The sequence below is a fragment of the Psychromonas hadalis ATCC BAA-638 genome (assembly GCF_000420245.1).
Lineage (GTDB): Bacteria > Pseudomonadota > Gammaproteobacteria > Enterobacterales > Psychromonadaceae > Psychromonas > Psychromonas hadalis.
Window position 1 is genome coordinate 1 of the sequence record NZ_ATUO01000073.1, and the last position, 18687, is coordinate 18687.

The 18687-nt window shown below is 39.7% G+C and carries 14 protein-coding genes; 9 read left to right on the forward strand and 5 right to left on the reverse strand.

The annotated features are described in order from the left end of the window. Positions 1 to 259: ATP-binding cassette domain-containing protein (locus G322_RS20475; RefSeq protein ID WP_033422113.1), on the reverse strand; the 259-nt coding region annotated here is incomplete at its 3' end. A 612-nt stretch (positions 260 to 871) separates the two neighbouring features. Between G322_RS20475 and G322_RS0110355 the strand changes: the two genes are divergently transcribed. Then, positions 872 to 1567: a DeoR/GlpR family DNA-binding transcription regulator gene (locus G322_RS0110355; protein ID WP_022941718.1), complete on the forward strand. Its 696-nt coding sequence runs from the start codon at positions 872 to 874 to the stop codon at positions 1565 to 1567. A 506-nt stretch (positions 1568 to 2073) separates the two neighbouring features. On the opposite strand, the gene G322_RS0110360 is transcribed toward G322_RS0110355, so the two are convergent. Then, positions 2074 to 2754: a pseudouridine synthase gene (locus G322_RS0110360; protein ID WP_022941719.1), complete on the reverse strand. Its 681-nt coding sequence runs from the start codon at positions 2752 to 2754 to the stop codon at positions 2074 to 2076. Positions 2755 to 2957: 203 nt separating this feature from the next. On the opposite strand from G322_RS0110360, the gene G322_RS0110365 reads away from it, so the two are divergent. From G322_RS0110365 to G322_RS23895, 5 genes are all read left to right on the forward strand, one after another. Continuing rightward, the gene (locus G322_RS0110365; RefSeq protein ID WP_022941720.1) at positions 2958 to 5186 is read left to right on the forward strand and encodes an NADP-dependent isocitrate dehydrogenase; all 2229 of its coding nucleotides are present in this window, start codon (positions 2958 to 2960) and stop codon (positions 5184 to 5186) included. 285 nt (positions 5187 to 5471) lie between these two features. Continuing rightward, the gene (locus tag G322_RS20480; RefSeq protein ID WP_022941721.1) at positions 5472 to 5765 is read left to right on the forward strand and encodes a response regulator transcription factor; all 294 of its coding nucleotides are present in this window, start codon (positions 5472 to 5474) and stop codon (positions 5763 to 5765) included. Positions 5766 to 5776: 11 nt separating this feature from the next. Continuing rightward, complete coding sequence (locus G322_RS20485) at positions 5777 to 6247, forward strand: metal ABC transporter permease (RefSeq protein WP_211217147.1); 471 nt, start codon at positions 5777 to 5779, stop codon at positions 6245 to 6247. A gap of 2 nt (positions 6248 to 6249) precedes the next feature. Next, a complete protein-coding gene (locus G322_RS23890) occupies positions 6250 to 6801 on the forward strand; it encodes a hypothetical protein (protein ID WP_211217148.1) in 552 nt (183 codons plus the stop codon). A gap of 30 nt (positions 6802 to 6831) precedes the next feature. Further along, complete coding sequence (locus G322_RS23895; protein WP_211217149.1) at positions 6832 to 7050, forward strand: hypothetical protein; 219 nt, start codon at positions 6832 to 6834, stop codon at positions 7048 to 7050. A gap of 59 nt (positions 7051 to 7109) precedes the next feature. Here the strand turns inward: G322_RS23895 and G322_RS0110380 are convergent, their stop codons facing one another. The 3 genes from G322_RS0110380 to gltS all read right to left on the reverse strand — a co-directional run bounded on the left by G322_RS0110380 (position 7110) and on the right by gltS (position 10635). Then, a complete protein-coding gene (locus G322_RS0110380; RefSeq protein ID WP_022941723.1) occupies positions 7110 to 8018 on the reverse strand; it encodes a DMT family transporter in 909 nt (302 codons plus the stop codon). A 575-nt stretch (positions 8019 to 8593) separates the two neighbouring features. Next, a complete protein-coding gene (locus G322_RS0110385) occupies positions 8594 to 9274 on the reverse strand; it encodes a DUF3334 family protein (protein WP_022941724.1) in 681 nt (226 codons plus the stop codon). A gap of 137 nt (positions 9275 to 9411) precedes the next feature. After that, complete coding sequence (gene gltS / locus G322_RS0110390) at positions 9412 to 10635, reverse strand: sodium/glutamate symporter (protein WP_022941725.1); 1224 nt, start codon at positions 10633 to 10635, stop codon at positions 9412 to 9414. A gap of 682 nt (positions 10636 to 11317) precedes the next feature. Here gltS and gltB point away from each other — a divergent pair. The 3 genes from gltB to G322_RS20495 form a co-directional block, all read left to right on the forward strand. Next, positions 11318 to 15835 carry a glutamate synthase large subunit gene (gene gltB / locus G322_RS0110395; protein ID WP_022941726.1) on the forward strand — a complete coding sequence of 1506 codons (4518 nt, stop codon included), beginning with the start codon at positions 11318 to 11320 and terminating at the stop codon, positions 15833 to 15835. Then, positions 15835 to 17304 (forward strand): glutamate synthase subunit beta, encoded by a 1470-nt coding sequence (locus G322_RS0110400; RefSeq protein ID WP_022941727.1) that lies wholly within the window; start codon positions 15835 to 15837, stop codon positions 17302 to 17304. Before gltB ends, G322_RS0110400 begins: the two co-directional genes overlap by 1 nt. A 268-nt stretch (positions 17305 to 17572) precedes the next feature. Next, positions 17573 to 18687 (forward strand): immunoglobulin-like domain-containing protein (locus G322_RS20495; protein ID WP_033422114.1); only part of this gene is annotated, 1115 nt, incomplete at its 3' end.

The window sequence follows — 18687 nt, forward strand, 5'->3', positions numbered from 1 at the left end:
GATGAATAATCGCAATTCCTTTTTCTTGTGCAGAGATCGGTGTATCAAAAACGACCTCTTTACCTTCGAAAATAATGCGCCCGTTATTGGGTACATGCACACCTGATAAGACCTTCATTAATGTCGACTTACCGGCACCATTTTCACCTAATAGAGCATGCACTTCTCCGCTCCTCAGGTTAAAACTTACATTATCCAAAGCAAGCACACCGGGAAATTTCTTGGTAATATTTTCCATTTTGACTAGTGTTGTATTCATAATCATATCCTTTATTGACCAACTAATATCACACATATATTTCTCGCCAATCCTTATTCGATAAGTTCTGGTACAAATATTCTTGTAGCACATAAGCCACAGTTAGTTGGCTATTTTGATGTTCTAATATTTATAAATGTCGTATTTTCTCTACAGTCAATTCAACGTATCTGCTACCTATGTCCCATCAAGTTATCATCAAATCGTCATCAGTCTGTAACAGGTAGAAATATTATCTTACTTTTTAAAAATCAGTCGTGATCATGGTCACATATGTGACCGATAACGCCCATTTAGATAAATAACCACCAATCGGGTGCCCGAAATATGTAAATACAAGACATAACGGGCATTATTTTGTTGGTTAACGCATTAAAAACAAACATTTTAGTTTTAAATAGATTTAAACGATGGGTTTACGACTTTTTCATGACAAAAACTGGCACATCAGTAATTTTTCACTTTAATAAAATGCCCAGACACAAAAACAGTTACATAAAAAGTCAAACTCGGTCACATACAGCCAACAAAGTGATCTTGATCACATATGACCCCCCCGATTTGACATATAATAGATTAAATCTATTAGCCATAAATGAGTAAGCAATAGTGATGCGTAAAACAAAACTAGTTAATCATATTAACGAGGCGGGAAGCGCTACTGTAATAGAGCTTTCAAAGCACTTTCAAGTTTCAGTAGAGACTATTAGACGAGACTTAAAAACGTTAGACAAACTAGGTGATATTGTGAAAGTTCACGGTGGTGCTGTCAGTAAACATGTAAATGATATTGGTCAATCCTTCACTGATCGATCAAAAAATCATGTAGATGAAAAACGTTTACTTGTAGATAAAGCGCTCGATTTAATTTCAGAGGGTTTATTCATTGGATTGGATGCAAGCTCATCTAGTTGGGAATTGGCAAAGATTATGCCAAATATAAATTGCACTGTAGTCACTAATTCATTGAATATTATTCAAGCATTAAAAAATAAAAGCAATATTCATGTGATTAGTACTGGTGGTAGCTTCTCAATGAAATATGATGCTTTTTATGGGCCAGTTGCCATGAGTACACTATCTAATTTTTCATTAGATATATGTTTTATTTCATGTGTAGGATTTGATTTTAATTCAAGCGTGTGGGATTCAAATGAATATAATTGCCAAATAAAAAAATCATTTATAGAGATTTCCCAAGAGGTTATTTTAATCGCAGATAAAACAAAATTCAAAAAAAGGAGCTTACTCAAAATTTGTGATATTAATGATATTAGTTCTATCATTACAAATACAAGAGATCAATAGATCAAACATGTAACGTGGAGGTATTGTCAATTTATTTGCTCGGGACGATTAAAGGCGATAATGTTAACTTGTATTAAATGACAGCAAAACAAAATAGATTGTTAACTACTCCAAGGGCAACTTAAACATCGTTGAGTTTGTTCTTGGAATATGAATCGTCGAACCTGTCTTTCTTGTCGCCGAGTAGACTGAAAATAGTGGTTTAAAGCATTAAAAACAATAATTTACCTATGAATAGGAAACCTATTACAGGCTATTTTCCCCATAGGCACGCACTAAAGTAGACTATTTAAAGCCACAAAAAAACTAAAAGCACAAATGAAATACCCCGCACCAAGGTTTTTCGCTTAGGCTCAAATTCGCTCCGAGAAGAGAGGTATTTGGGCTACTCTAAGGTCAAAATTCTTTACGCAGCAAGCTGTGGGGTATTAGACTCGAAGATAAAAACAATAAAAATGAACAAGCTCTGATTCTATTAATCTGACAGCTGCTTTGCCCTTCAAGGCCTAAAGCTCTTTATATTCCCCATTCTCAATGCCATCAATCGACCACTCTCCAATCGAATAACGAATCAAACGCAGCGTTGGAAAACCAATGTGTGCGGTCATGCGTCTAACTTGACGGTTGCGACCTTCATTGATGGTGATTGCAAGCCAAGTGGTTGAGATATTGGCACGTTCACGAATGGGCGGGTAACGCGCCCAAATGTCTGGTTTATCCATTACTTTTACTTTTGCAGGCAGGGTTAAGCCATCTTTTAATTCCACCCCTTTGCGCAGTTTTTCAAGGTCAGCATCTGTTGGTGTGCCTTCGACTTGGGCCCAGTAGGTTTTATCTGTTTTCTCACCCGGCTGGGTTATTTTTGCTTGTAAAATGCCGTCATTGGTGAGCAATAATAATCCTTCACTGTCTCTGTCTAAGCGACCGGCTGCATAGATATCGGGAATATTAATATAGTCTTTTAAGGTTAAACGTTCCCCTTCATCGGTGAACTGGCTTAATACATCAAAAGGTTTATTAAATAACACCACTTTCTGCATCGATGCGGGTAGGCGTTTTTTGCTTGCATAGGTTTTATGCGCAGCCTTTTTAACATTAAAATGGGTCGGTTTTTTACTCTTTCGCTTGCTTGAATTTGAGGTGCTATTGAATTTGTTATTACTCTTCTTAACTGGGGAATGATTCACTTGCACACCTTCAAAATAGACAAAAAATGTAGTGTAACAGAATCACTTAAATGCACACTTCACAAATTATGATCCCAACTATCGTAAAGCGTCTTTGTAAGGTGCTTGAAAGTAGACTATTGACTCATTTTCGCTATGATGAGCGCATCATTTTTTACGATGTAACAAATTCATAACATCATCACTTTTTTAAAGGAAATAATATGACGGATAAATCGGTAAAAATCATCTATACATTAACGGATGAAGCGCCTGCTCTAGCAACACACTCTCTACTGCCAATTGTTAACGCATTCACTAAAGCTGCTGACATTGTTGTTGAAACACGTGATATCTCTGTTGCTGCACGAATTATTTCTCATTTTTCTGATTGTTTAACTGCTGAGCAGCAGTTACCTGATGTATTAGCTGAACTGGGTGAGCTGGCTAAAACACCTGTAGCCAACATTATTAAATTACCCAATGTAAGTGCTTCTCTTCCACAACTACAAGCTGCCATTAAAGAGCTTCAAGCACATGGGTTTGCATTACCTGATTTCCCTGAAGTACCTGCGAATGATGCAGAGAAAGAGACCCAAGCACGTTATTCAAAAGTATTAGGCAGTGCAGTAAACCCTGTTCTACGTGAAGGTAACTCAGATCGCCGTGTTGCTGATGCAGTAAAACAGTATGCAAAAGATAACCCTCACCGTATGGGCGCTTGGTCAAAAGAGTCTAAATCTCACGTTGCAAACATGACGGATGGTGATTTTTACAGCTCTGAGCAATCGGTTGTATTAAGCCAAGATGACGATGTGAAAATTGAATTTACCAACGCATCAGGCGATGTCACAGTATTAAAAGCATCTACTGTTGTGTTAAAAGATGAGTTAATCGATTCATCTCGCATGAGTGCTAAAGCGCTACGTGCTTTCTTTGAAAAAGAGATGACTGACGCATTCGATAACAACATCATGCTTTCTTTGCACCTTAAAGCAACCATGATGAAAGTATCAGACCCAATCATGTTTGGTCACGCGGTAACGGTTTATTATAAAGATGTGTTTGCAAAACATGCTGACTTATTCAAAGAGTTAGGTGTTGATGAGCGTAATGGTCTTGGAGATGTTTACACTAAAATTGCCAACATTGATGTGGCTAAAAAAGCACAAGTTGAAGCAGATATCCAAGCGGTATACGCAACACGTCCAAGTCTTGCAATGGTTGATTCTGATAAAGGTATTACTAACTTACACGTACCAAGTGATGTGATCATTGATGCATCTATGCCTGCTATGATTCGTACATCAGGTGGTATGTGGAACAGTGAAGGTAAACTAGAAGATACTAAAGCGTTAATTCCAGATCGTTGTTATTCAGGTATCTATGCAGCAACGATTGATTTTTGTCGTGAAAATGGCGCATTTGATCCCAAAACAATGGGTAATGTAGCAAACGTTGGCCTAATGGCACAAAAAGCGGAAGAGTACGGTTCTCACGATAAAACATTCCAAATTACAGAAGCGGGGGCGGTTAAAGTCATTGATCAAGCGGGCAATGTGTTGATGGAACATGCTGTTGAGCAAGGCGATATCTGGCGCATGTGCCAAGCGAAAGACATTCCAATCCAAGATTGGGTACGTTTAGCGGTAAGTCGTGCGACAGCGACAGGTCAACCTGCTATTTTCTGGTTAGATGAAGCGCGTGCACATGATAGAAACCTCATTGAAAAAGTAAACCGTTACTTAAAAGATCACAATACACAAGGGCTTGATATTCAAATCATGGCGCCGAATGAAGCGATTAAATATACCCTTAAACGTGTTCTTGCAGGTGAAAATACTATCTCGGTAACAGGTAATGTTTTACGTGATTACCTAACTGATCTTTTTCCAATTCTAGAGTTGGGTACCAGTGCTAAAATGCTCTCTATCGTGCCGTTACTTGCTGGTGGTGGTTTGTTTGAAACGGGCGCGGGCGGATCTGCTCCGAAACATGTGCAACAGTTTGTTGAAGAAAATCATCTGCGTTGGGATTCATTAGGTGAGTTTTTAGCGATAGCGGTATCGATTGAAGATATTGCGGCTAAAACAGATAATGCCAAAGCGGTTGTCTTAGCTGAAGCGCTGCATATCGCAAACGGTAAGTTCCTTAAAGAAGATAAGTCACCATCACGTAAAGTGAATGAGCTTGATAACCGTGGTAGCCATTTCTACTTAGCGATGTACTGGGCAGAAGCATTAGCTACGCAAACAAAAGATGCTGCACTGCAAGCAACTTTTGCGCCATTGGCTAAAACATTAGCGGAGAATGAAACAGCGATTGTTGCTGAATTGAATGCCGTGCAAGGTGTTAGTGTGGATTTAGGTGGGTATTTCCATACCGATCAAGACAAAGTCGCTAAAGCGATGCGTCCAAGTAAAACACTAAATGATGCCATTGCTAGCATCTAAATTTTACTCTGTTATTAAATAATAAAGAGGCGCTTCGGCGCCTTTTTTATCGTTAAATTTTCATATTGACGTTTATACAAAAATATCACCATGAAGCCACTGCGTGACACTGCACATCATTTAGGCTTATTGGGTGCTTTAGTTTTCTGCCAAACTTCGTGCTTCCGTGGTTAACCGCTTTTGAACTGCTCCGTTTCGTAACGTTAAATTTTTAACGCTAATTATTGATATAAATAACCTTCTTAAATAGAATGCGAATCGTTTTTATTTGCATTGGTGGGGTTTATGTCACATATATTAGTAGTTGATGATGATTTTCAGTTGTGTGAATTATTAACGCAGGTCTTACAAGAGGAAGGCTATCAAGTACATTGTGTTAATGATGGTGAAAGTGCATTAAATTATATGCAAATGTCAGCCGTTGATTTGGTGTTATTAGATGTGATGTTGCCAAATCTTGGTGGCTTGCAAGTAGCGCGACGAATTTGCCAACGTTTTGCAACCCCTATTTTAATGCTCACTGCACTAGGTGGAGAGCAATCGATGTTGGATGGCTTGCAAGCAGAGGCAGATCAATAATCAATATTCATATGTTAGAAAACGTATTTTTTGGTTCTATCTTAACCATTACCGATTTTGACTTATTGGTCTTAGCGCTGAGCTGTACATTAATTGTTGTTGTTTTTATCCCCACTTTTAATCGTATTTTATTAACTTCTATCAGCCTCGATATTGCCAAAGTGCGCGGTTATGCAACCCATTTCTATGATTACCTGTTTGTGATCATGATAACCCTCGTGACTATTGCAGCGGTTAAAATTGTGGGAACGGTGCTGGTGGGCACATTGTTATTGAACCCCGGTGCAACCGCGCGTTTATTAACAAAAAGTATGGGTAGTTTTGTGTTGCTCTCTTCACTGTTAGCCACACTGAGCTGTTTGATAGCTACGATGTTACCAATGGAATTAAAACTACCTATTCCTTCTGGTGCTTCGATTATTCTTGTTGCAGCTTGTTTCTTTTTAATAGCAACAACTTACCGGATTATACGTAAAGGGTGATTATGTTTTTATTTTCTCGTGGTTATTTTATTGTTTTTTTATTGGCGATAGCGCCTCAAACATTACTTGCTAATGATATTCTCACTGCCACGCCTGTGACTTATCTACTAGCGAGTCAACTTATGTTAGGCACGCCAATCACAACCACTTACTTGCCACCTAAACGTTATGGTATTGAGCGTTTGTCTCATTGGTTTTTCCGTAAAGGTAAAAACAGTGCGGCGCAAGCAGGTGAAAAGGCAACCGTAGCAATCACCTTGAATGCATTATGGCCACAAGATCCACTGTTTATTTTTACCCGTCAAGGTAACATTAAATTGATTGAAATAGACGCATCACAAGCTATTTCGCCGAGTGGAAAAGGTATCGCTACGGTGCAAAGTACGTCAGGGAAAGCATCATTATACGCATGGCTTAATCCTAATAACTTAGGGATGATGGTGAGTATTGTCAGTGATGACTTGCAACGTGTTTGGCTTGAACATGTAAAAGTGATAGAAAAAAATCAACAAGATTTCATGGTTAATATTCGTTTGTTGATTAATCAGCAATAACAATTTTTATTAGATAAGCACATTGATTCCGTGGTGTTGTTATCGGATAAGCTAGAGGACTTTGCCTCTGAGAATCAACTTTTTGTTGTACAACGTTTAATAAAATCGGCATTAGAATGGAGTGAGCAAGATAAATTGGCGCTACAAAAATTAGTGGCTGAGTCTCCTGATGTTTGGCTATTAACTAAGGCAACAGTTAACACAACTGTTGCCTCAATTTTCCAATGTATTAATGATCGATGCTGTTGACCGTTGGGGACGGGTAGGCATCAAGCCAGAGCAACCATTGCACGCTGGATTTTTGGTATTTAGCCATTGATTCTGTCAGCCCTGTTTTTTTGCCATCGTTGTAAAAACTTGTCGCCACATTGATAAATTGCGAGCCCTAGAATCACAAAGAATGCACCAATAAACAGATGCTGTCCTACAGGTTCATCATTCGCGATTGCCCCAAGACTGATTGCTAAAGTGGGGGTGATCAAGGTGACTAACGCGACAGTGGTTGCCTGTAATTTTTGTAATATATAAAAATAAGCGATAAAACCAATCAATGAACCAAATACACCTAAATAAACAATTGCACTTAAAGAGCGTTGCGACCACTGATCAATATTAAGCTCTCCATCAAGCAGTAACCAACTAATAAAAAACAGAGGCACAGAGAAATACAGTGCGCCTAAGGTCGTCGCAAAAGGGTGGATATTGATATCTACACTTTTTACTAAAACGCCACTTAAGCTAAAGAAGAACATGCCTAATAAAACAAAAGCGATACCTATCCATTCACTGCTGCCACTACTGATATTATGCCAAGATACAATCGCTAAACCCAATAATGAGAGGCTAAAAGCGAACCAACGTACAGGGCTAAACTTCGCTTCATTTAATATTTTTTGTGCTAATAATCCAGAAATAATGGGCGATAAGCCAAAAACCAGCGACATTAAACCAGAGCTAATATGGCGAGAGGCTAAATATCCCCAAATCATGCCACCAAATACACCGATTGCCGAGTAGCTATATAATTTAAGTGCCTGTTTATTTGTCGGTAAGCGAATACGTGTCACGACTAAAAAAAAGGTGCCAATGATGGCTGCTAATAACATGCGTAGTAATACCGCCATACTGGGATTAACGGTTTCGCTACTCCATACGATGGCCAGTGGGGTGGTAGACCAAATTAACACAACGATTAAATAGGCGAGAGGAACAGGCATATGAAGACTCCTTTTATAATGATATCAATCTGCCTAAGCAACTGATCGTTTTTACTGGTTTAAATTACTAACATCTGCGTTGCATTCAATCGCAATAGCCAGCTGCTCTATTTGACGTCGTCAAACAGTACGCAGTGCAAAACAAATAACCATTTTGCTTATTACTCAATCATGCGCCTTGACCTTAGAACCTGATCATTACTTTAAGCTGAATGGTATTAGAGGCAGTTTTCAAAGAGGGGAGTAATTAAAAATAAACCGCAGATTGAAAGCTGCGGTTTGGTATTTTTAGCTAAATGCTAACCACAGGAAAAAAACGTAACAGGCTACATCGTGCAAGTATCCTATTGTGTGGTTTTAGTGGCATTAACATTTATTCAATACCTTCGCCAATTTTGATTTAAGCTTAAAATGGAATTTTACACCAATATAAATCAAATGATTACAGACAAAAAAATCAGCCAAAATGGGTTGGTTTCCATTTTGGCTGAGGTATTGTTATTAGTACCTAAATTTTTTTTTGGATAAAACTGTGTTTATATTGTTATTAACGAGATACAAAGTCAATAGAGAATTTAGATGCCAAGTTCATCAAGCAGATCTTGGTCTGTCGTTGATGTTGATGGTGCTGATTTTTCTACTATATTCTTGGTATTTTTTTCTTGTTCAAGAATCATATCGGCATCAAATGCTTCACGCTCTTCAAAGTTAGGTAATTTGATGAATTCAGTTTTATCCATTGCTAACTCTAAGTAGAAAATATTATTTTTCTCGGTCATGAAGGTGACACGTCTTGCTTGTGGACGATCAAGATTAGTATCAATAGAGAGCATCACTTGCTTATTAATGGTTAACATTTTAGGTTGGCTTTGCGTAATAGAGGTATGTAATTCGTGACCAATAACACTGGTGAAATCACCGACAATTTGGTTCATCAACTCACCCATTATGTCACTGACTTCATCGGAAGTATGAGACTTTGCTAATTCATTCTCAGGCATTCCCATATGTATCATGTAGTTAGAGTATATTTCCATGGCCGATTCAGCACTGAAATTAATAATAACTAACCCTGAAAAACCACCATCGAATAACACAAAGCAACCAATATCAGGCTTAAGGCAGGTTTTATTGATTTTTTGCACCATTGCAGAGTAGTTGATGGGGTGATCGGTTGCTTTGATAAGCACTGATTTTATTGAGTTACATAAAACGACTAGAATATCGTCAGTAGTAATTGTTTTACTTTTTGCCATGAGAGTCCCTTGAAGAATAGAAATATTATTATCTGTTTCTTTCAAGGGTAGATTATTACTTCAATAACATCTCTGCAGAGATCTGATTTATTGTTTTTTTTAAAAAAAAACAATAAATTTTTATTATTAAATCTGAATTAACCTAAAAAAGCGATATAACTTTGCAATATGATCAGATTAGTAATGTCGATAAAGAAAGCGCCTACGATTGGCACGACCATAAAAGCTTGTGGTGAAGGACCATTACGGGAAACAAGTGCGCCCATGTTCATCACCGCTGTTGGTGTGGCGCCCATGCCAAAACCACCATGACCACCCGCTATGACTGCTGCATCGTAGTTACTTCCCATAAAACGGAAGGTGATAAAATAGACAAATAGTGCTAGCACTATGGTCTGACAAACAAGAATAATCAATAGTGGAATGGCGAGATCAAAAATCTCCCACAGCTTCAGGCTCATCAATGCCATTGATAAAAACAGGGACAATGATACCGTACCGAGCATATCAACGGTTTCAGCATTGACCTTATAAAGTTTTGTTGTTTCGGTGAAATTGGTGATCACTACACCGATGAACAGTGCGTAAACAAAGTTAGGTATTTTGAGGTAACTGATCTCGAGCCCATCGATAAACTCTTTTGCGTATTTTGCGCCGACAACACAAATAAGCAGAATAAACAGTGTTTCAGTTATTTTTTGTGCCGTGACTTTATCCTCTTCAAGTTGATCATAAGTCACCAATTCAGGGTGAGTATCATGGTGGTTGGTCCCTTTACCAAATTCCGATTCTAATCCGTTTTTATCGATCAAACGTTGTGCAACAGGGCCACCAATAATGCCCCCCATTACCAAACCAAAAGTCGCCGCAGCCATAGCAAACTCTAAGGTTTGTAAACCATAATCATCTTGGAATGTTTGCGCCCAAGCTACGCCTGTGCCATGACCACCCGAGAGGGTAATTGAACCTGCAATTAAACCTAATAGTGGATCAAGTCCAAGTGCGGCTGCAAGTGAAACTCCTACGCCATTTTGAATGATGATATAAATGGTGGCGATGGCTAAAAATAGAAATACTTTTTTACCGCCTTGCGCTAACAGTTTAAAGCTAGCTGCAAGGCCTATGGTGCTAAAAAATAACAACATAAAGGTCTCTTGCAGTGGCAGGTTAAAATTAATCGTAACCCCTTGTTGGTGTAACACGGTAATTAAAAAAGCAACGGCTAACCCGCCTAAAATAGGTTCTGGAATATTAAACGTTGCAAGTTTAGGGCTGAGGATATTAATTAAACGGCCAATAAACAGCACTAGAATTGCGGTGATTAAAGACTCTATTACGCCTATTTCAATGATATTTTCCATGCTATTTCCTATTTTAAAATGTGACTAAATTGTAATGGAAGTAAACCAATTGGGTGTGATCTGGGCACTATTTTTGTTAGCTAATAAGAAATTGGTTTTAATTATGCCACTAATTATATAAAAACTACTTTTCATCTGCAATAAAAGCGTAATCAAGCAAAAAAAGTGCATTAATATTCACTTTTGATCAGTTTATTTATCTATTTTTCTACCTTATGTCTGTTTTTTAGCTGTTTTATCCTATTTTTAGCATAAAACCACACCTAATTTATAATGTTAAAATTAAATTAACGCGCCTGCTCCTTGATTTACAAGCCATTAACAACTACTCACTTTGTTTGCGATTAAGAAAATTGGATTTTATGCATCTTAAACGATAGAATACGGGCAAATTTACGCCTGTATAGCGCTTGTTTATAGTAGGGCAATATAGGTGATTTCGATGGAATAGTGTATGAGCCCTGTACTTAATAGGGATGCTGTGCGCCTTACTTTATTGATTAAAAGATTAATTTTTAGCGATTTAATCCCTAAAAATTAATCTCTTAAGAACAAAAAACTGAAAATGAAGCAGTTGTTTTTGAATTTATTCACTAAAGTAAGTTGCGTTAATAGCACTTCGAAAACATTAGAACGGAAATGGCAGACAAACGTTTGTTATTTTATCTTGAAGGACATGTTTATGACTAATATAGAGCAAAACGCTCAAGGCCTTTATGTGCCAGAGATGGAACATGATGCTTGTGGCATCGGTTTTGTTGCACATCTTAAAAATAGAAAATCACACGCAATTGTGACCCAAGCATTAGATATGCTTGCGCGCATGGAACATCGTGGTGGTCAAGGTTGCGATCCTTGCAGTGGTGATGGTGCGGGTATCTTGTTACAAAAACCGCATGAATTTTTAGTAACCCAAGCATTAAAAGTTGGTATCACCTTACCAAAATTTGATCAATATGCTGTGGGTACTGTTTTATTTCCACAAGATGAACATCAACGTAATCAGTGTCGTGATATTTTAACGCGCGTCGCTGAGCGTTTAGGTCTTGAAGTGCTTGGCTACCGTGTCCTTCCTACTGATAACTCAATGATCGGTGCTGATCCATTGAGTAGTGAGCCTCAATTTGAACACCTGTTTGTAACGGGTGGGTCAGATATGGACCCTGCGGTACTTGAGCGCAAAGCCTTTATTTTACGTAACTACGCATCACGACTCTGTTTAGAGTCAGTGACGGGTATTGAAGATAATTTCTATATTAATACATTTTCGTATAAAACCATTGTATACAAAGGTCAGTTAACCACTGAGCAAGTGCCACAATACTTCTTGGATCTACAAAATCCGAGCATGGTAACCGCGCTTGCATTGGTGCATTCACGTTTTTCAACCAATACTTTCCCTCGTTGGCGTTTAGCGCAACCTTTCCGTTACATTGCGCACAACGGCGAAATCAATACCGTACGCGGCAATATCAACTGGATGAAAGCACGTGAATCATTGCTTGAAGCGGAGTTCTTCACCCGTGAAGAGTTAGATATGTTGATGCCTATCTGTACAGAAGGTATGTCTGATTCTGCAAGCTTTGATATGGCACTTGAACTACTGGTTCTTTCCGGCCGTAGTCTTCCTCATGCATTAATGATGATGATTCCAGAAGCGTGGCAAGAAAACAAAGCGATGGAACCAAAACGTCGTGCTTTCTATCAATACCATGCAAACATTATGGAACCTTGGGATGGCCCCGCTTCTGTGTGTTTCACCGATGGTGTACAAGTGGGTGCAACGCTTGACCGTAACGGTCTGCGTCCATCACGTTATTGTGTGACTAAAGATGACTTCTTAGTGATGGCATCAGAATCTGGCGTAGTGGATATCGCGCCTGAAAACATTAAATTGCGTGGCCGTTTACAACCGGGTCGTATTTTTGTTGCTGATTTAGAGCAAGGTCGTATTATTTCTGACGATGAAATAAAAGGCACGATTGCAGCACAACAGCCTTATGAAACTTGGTTGGCGAATAACTTAGTGAAGCTAGAAGATCAGCCGACAGCACTTGAACGTAATATCCAACCAAACGATGGTCAGTTATTAAGACGCATGCAAACATTTGGTGTTACCTCAGAAGAGATCAGTGAGATTATCTTACCGATGTTCCGTGATGGTAAAGAGCCACTCGGTGCAATGGGTGTGGATTGGCCTTTAGCGGTACTTTCTCATCAGTCTCAGCATCTATCTCATTACTTTAAACAGTTGTTTGCACAGGTAACCAATCCACCTATCGATCCGATTCGTGAACGTATGGTCATGTCGCTAAATACTTATTTAGGTAAAGATCAGAACTTACTTTCTGAAACCCCTGAGCATTGTCATAAAGTAGAACTTGAGTCACCGGTACTCAGTAATGCAGAGCTTGAAAAGATCAATGCATTAGATGATAAACATCTACAAGCTAAAACATTAGACACGCTATTTAGAGCAAATGGTAAAGCGGGCAAACTCGATAAAGCGATTAAACGTATCTGTCGTTACGCTGAAGATGCGGTAAACGATGGTTACTCAATCATTATTTTAAGTGATCGTAATGCCACTTCAGATCACGCGCCAATTCCTGCGATGTTAATTACTGGCGCAGTTCACCATTATTTAATCAGAAAAGGGCTACGTGCGCTTTGTGATATCGTGGTTGAGACGGGTGACGTGCGTGAAACGCATCACTTTGCAACGGTTATCGGTTACGGTGCATCGGCAATTAATGCTTACCTGATTGAAGAGATGATTGTTGATCTGCAGATCAAGAAACGTTTACCTGCAGATAAGTCTGTTGATGAATTGTTTAAAATTTACAAAGGCGCAATCGATGCAGGTTTACTGAAAATATTCTCTAAAATGGGTATTTCAACGATTCAGTCTTACCAAGGCGCGCAAATTTTTGAAGCGCTGGGTGTGAGTAAAGCGGTTGTTGATGCATACTTCACCGGTACGGTAACGCGTATTCAAGGTTTATCGATTGATGATATTGCCGCTGAAGCGATTATTCGTCATCGTTTTGCTTACCCATTACGTGAAGTACCAGCAACACGTTTAGACGTGGGTGGTGTTTACCAGTGGAAACAACGTGGTGAAAAACATCTCTGGAACCCTAAGACGATCTCTTTATTACAAGAGTCGACGCGTAATAAAAATTACGCGCAGTTCAAAGAGTATGCAAATGAAGTTGATAAACAGGGTGATAACGCGGCCACACTACGTAGTCAGTTTGTATTTGTACCAAAAGCATCGGGTCCCATCTCAATTGATGATGTAGAGCCAGCGACAAAAATCTTAAAACGTTTTGCAACGGGTGCAATGTCATTCGGTTCTATCTCGCACGAAGCTCACTCAACGTTAGCGATTGCCATGAACCGCATCGGCGCAAAATCAAACTCTGGTGAAGGTGGTGAAGATCCGGCTCGTTTCTTACCTAAAGAAAACGGTGACTGGGAACGCTCTGCCATCAAACAGGTTGCATCAGGTCGTTTCGGTGTAACGTCTTATTACCTAACAAATGCTGTTGAGATCCAAATTAAAATGGCACAGGGTGCTAAACCCGGTGAAGGTGGTCAACTGCCGGGTCACAAAGTTGATGACTGGATTGGTCGTACACGTCATTCTACGCCTGGCGTCGGTCTGATTTCACCGCCACCGCATCATGATATCTACTCAATCGAAGATTTAGCACAGCTCATCTTTGATTTGAAAAATGCTAACCGCGCAGCCCGTATTAACGTTAAATTAGTATCGGAAGCCGGTGTTGGTACTATCGCATCGGGTGTTGCTAAAGCAAAAGCTGACGTTATCTTAATCGCGGGTTTTGACGGTGGTACAGGTGCGTCACCACTTTCTTCAATCCGTCACGCGGGTCTGCCGTGGGAATTAGGGCTGGCTGAAGCACATCAAACGCTGATGAAAAACGGTTTACGTAATCGTATCGTTTTACAAGCCGATGGTCAGATGAAAACACCACGTGATTTAACCATCGCGGTGTTACTTGGCTCGGAAGAGTGGGGCGTAGCAACAGCAGCACTTATTGTTGAAGGCTGTATCATGATGCGTAAGTGTCATTTGAATACTTGTCCTGTTGGTATCGCAACACAAAACAAAACATTACGTGAACGTTTCGACGGCCGTGTAGATGATGTTGTTACTTTCTTTGGTTACATGGTTGAAGGCATGCGTGAAAACATGGCAATGTTAGGTTACGCAACCATTACTGAGATGGTAGGTCAAACACAAAATCTAAAAGTACGTGATAATATCAAGCACTGGAAATACAAAAACTTAGATTTAAGTACGCTTCTGTTTAAACAACAAGCAAAAGCGGAAGATGGCATGTTTAACCAAACAAGTCAGGATCACAAGCTTGACGCGGTATTAGACAGAAAACTGATTGAACTTGCTAAACCTGCGCTTGAAAAAGGCGAAGCGGTATCGGGTGAGTTCCCAATCATCAATACCGACCGTTCTTGTGGCACCATGCTTTCTAACGAAATCTCTAAAGTGTATAACGATCAAGGTTTACCGCTACCGATGCAAATTAAATTCAACGGCTCTGCGGGACAATCGTTTGGTTGTTTCCTTGCAAAAGGTGTTGAGTTTACCGTTGAAGGTGACGCCAACGATTACTGGGGTAAAGGTTTATCGGGTGGTCAAATTGTGGTTTATCCACATCGTAATTCAGACATCGTTGCCAAAGACAATATTATTGTTGGTAACGTTTGTTTCTACGGTGCTACCTCTGGTGAGTCATACATTAATGGTATGGCTGGTGAACGTTTCTGTGTACGTAATTCGGGTGCAGAAGTGGTTGTTGAAGGTGTTGGCGACCACGGTTGTGAATACATGACAGGCGGTATTATGATTAACCTTGGCTCGACAGGTCGTAACTTTGCGGCCGGTATGAGTGGCGGTGTTGCTTATATTTGGAATCAAGATGATTCATTTGAAGCAAGCTGTAATAAAGAGCTTGTAGATTTAGATCCGCTTGAGCAGGTTGATAAAGATATTGTTGTTGCCAAAGTAACAAAACACTTTGAGCTAACACAGTCTAACCGTGCTGCTGAATTCCTTTCGGATATTGAAGCAAGCTTAGCGCAAATGGTTAAAGTGATGCCTCGTGATTACAAAGCAGTATTAGCTGCACGCGGCAAAGGAGAAGCATAATGGGTAAGCCTACTGGATTTTTAGAATTAGGTCGTGAACTGCCGGGTAAATTGCCGGTTGAAGATCGCTTAAAAGATAATAAAGAATTCGTACAAATGGACGAGTTTGGTAACAAGATAAATGACCAAGCTTCACGTTGTATGGATTGTGGTGTTCCTTTTTGTCACAACGGTTGCCCAATTGGTAACATTATTCCTGAATTCAACGATGCGGTTTACCGTGATAGTTGGCAGGAAGCGTGGGAAATTTTAAGCTCAACCAATAACTTTCCAGAGTTTACAGGGCGTGTTTGTCCTGCTCCTTGTGAGAGTTCATGTGTACTGGGTATTAACCAAGACCCTATTACTATCTGTAATATCGAGAAAAACATCGTTGAAACCGCGTATAAAAATGGCTACGTGAAACCAAAAATTCCAACATCACGCACGGGTAAAACCGTTGCGATTATCGGCTCAGGCCCTGCGGGTCTTGCTGCTGCTGAGCAGTTAAATAGTGCAGGTCATACTGTGACTGTTTATGAGCGTGATGAAAAAGTGGGTGGTTTGGTGCGTTTTGGTATTCCTGACTTTAAACTGGGCATGGATATTATCGACCGTAAAATTGCTGTGATGGAAGCTGCTGGTATTAAGATGGTGGTCAACGCACACATTGGTGTTGATTTTGATGCAAAAGAGTTACGTAAACAGTTTGATGTGGTGTTGTTAACAGGCGGTTCAACCGTACCTCGCGACTTACCCATCCCTGGACGTGAATTAAAAGGGGTTCATTTTGCAATGGAGTTCCTTGCTCAAAATAACCGTCGCGCAAATGATATGGATTTGAAAACAAAAGAGATCCACGCTAAAGACGATCACGTATTAGTGATTGGTGGGGGTGATACAGGCTCAGATTGTGTGGGTACATCAAACCGTCACGGCGCCGCCTCTGTTTTACAAATTGAGATCATGCCAATTCCACCTGAAGAGCGTACTAAGAATATGCCTTGGCCGTCATACCCAATGATCCTTAAAACCACCACTTCTCACGAAGAGGGTGTCGATCGTAAATGGTCTATCTTAACCAAAGAGTTTAAAGGTGATGAAAACGGCAACGTTAAAGAGCTTATTATCGCTGATATCGAGTGGGAAAAAGCTGAGCCGGGTCAACGTCCTAACTTCAAAGAGATTGAAGGCACTGAGCGCAGCGTTCCTTGTACTAAAGCATTCCTTGCGATGGGCTTCTTACACCCAGAGCCAACAGGCGTGTTAGCACAGCTTGAAATTGGTTTAGATGATCGTGGTAATGTGAAAACCACTGACTTCCAAACTACACAAGCGGGCGTATTTGCGGCCGGTGATATGCGTACCGGTCAGTCTCTGATTGTACGTTGTATCAACGAAGGCCGTGAAGCCTCTCGTGCAGTTGATACTTATCTAATGGGTAACTCAAACTTAGAAGCAATGGCTGATTCGCTCATGTTGTCTAACTAAGGATCGGCTTCAAAATTACTTGCGCTTTTGTTTTCAAAATAACCCGTCTTTTCAGGTTTTTTAAAACAATTTAGCGCAAGTTATTGTGTAACGATTCCTGAGTTATTTACGGACTTTAGTTCGTTAAATAACGATTATTAAAGCCTCTACTTATACGTTTAAGTAGGGGCTTTTTTTTTATTAAAATGTCTCTCATTTTTTATATTATCGAACTATGCTTAATGTTTTATTTGTTACTCTGAAGTTTTTATTTTTTGATGGAGACTCTATGAAGTTACACTATTTAACACCGTTTATTAGCATTGCTCAAGTTCAACTTGATTGGCATAAAAATCAATATAAATTATGCTTAACTGTCTTTGCTAATCACGCATTTTTTTTGCTAAAAACAGTGTTTCTCTTATCTCTTCTTAGTTTCTTAGCTGCATGCCACAGCAGTATTGAGGCGGAACTTGATACGACAGCACCAGTGATTACCTTAAATGGGGCAAATCCACTCAACCATAACTATGGAGATAGTTATACTGATTTAGGAGCCACTGCGCTCGATAATGTTGATGGTAGTGTTGCCGTTACAATGAGTGGCGATCTGAATATTGATATGATTAATACCTACACTTTGACCTATAGTGCAAGCGATGCAGCAGGTAATGCCAGCAGTATAACGCGCACGGTAAATGTGATTGATATGGCGGGGCCGGTGCTCACCTTAAATGGCGCTAGCACTCTCATTTTAGGAAAAGGTCGTGATTATATTGAGTTAGGTGCTACTGCACTTGATCGCTTTGATGGTGAAATTGTTGTCGCCCCTCCCATAGGCGCAATTGATAATACTCGTATTGGAACATATCAATTAACATACCAAGCGAGTGATACTGCAGGGAATTCAAGTCTGTTGCAACGAACAGTCAATGTTATCGCGCCAAGGCCTTTTATCATCACTTGGAAAACGGACAATGCATCTGAGAAAATTGTCATTCCCACCAATGGGTTTTATTCCTATGATTATTCTGTTGACTGGGGTGATAGCACTACGGAGGTAAATATCATGAATGATGCGTCCCATATTTACGCAACGGCAGGGACTTATACGCTAACCATTAATGGTATTTTCCCACAAATTTATTTCCGGGGAGGAACATCGGATAGTGGGAAAATTATGAGCGTAGAGCAGTGGGGAGATATTACTTTATTATCTATGGAATCTGCTTTTTGGGGGTGTAGTAATTTGGTCAGTAATGCGTTAGATACTCCAGACCTAAGACAAGTAACAGACAGCTCTTATATGTTTTATGGTGCTAGTGTGTTTAATGCAGATATCAGCGCTTGGGATGTTAGCGCAGTGACAACAATGGAAGGGGCGTTTGCTGATGCCCGCACTTT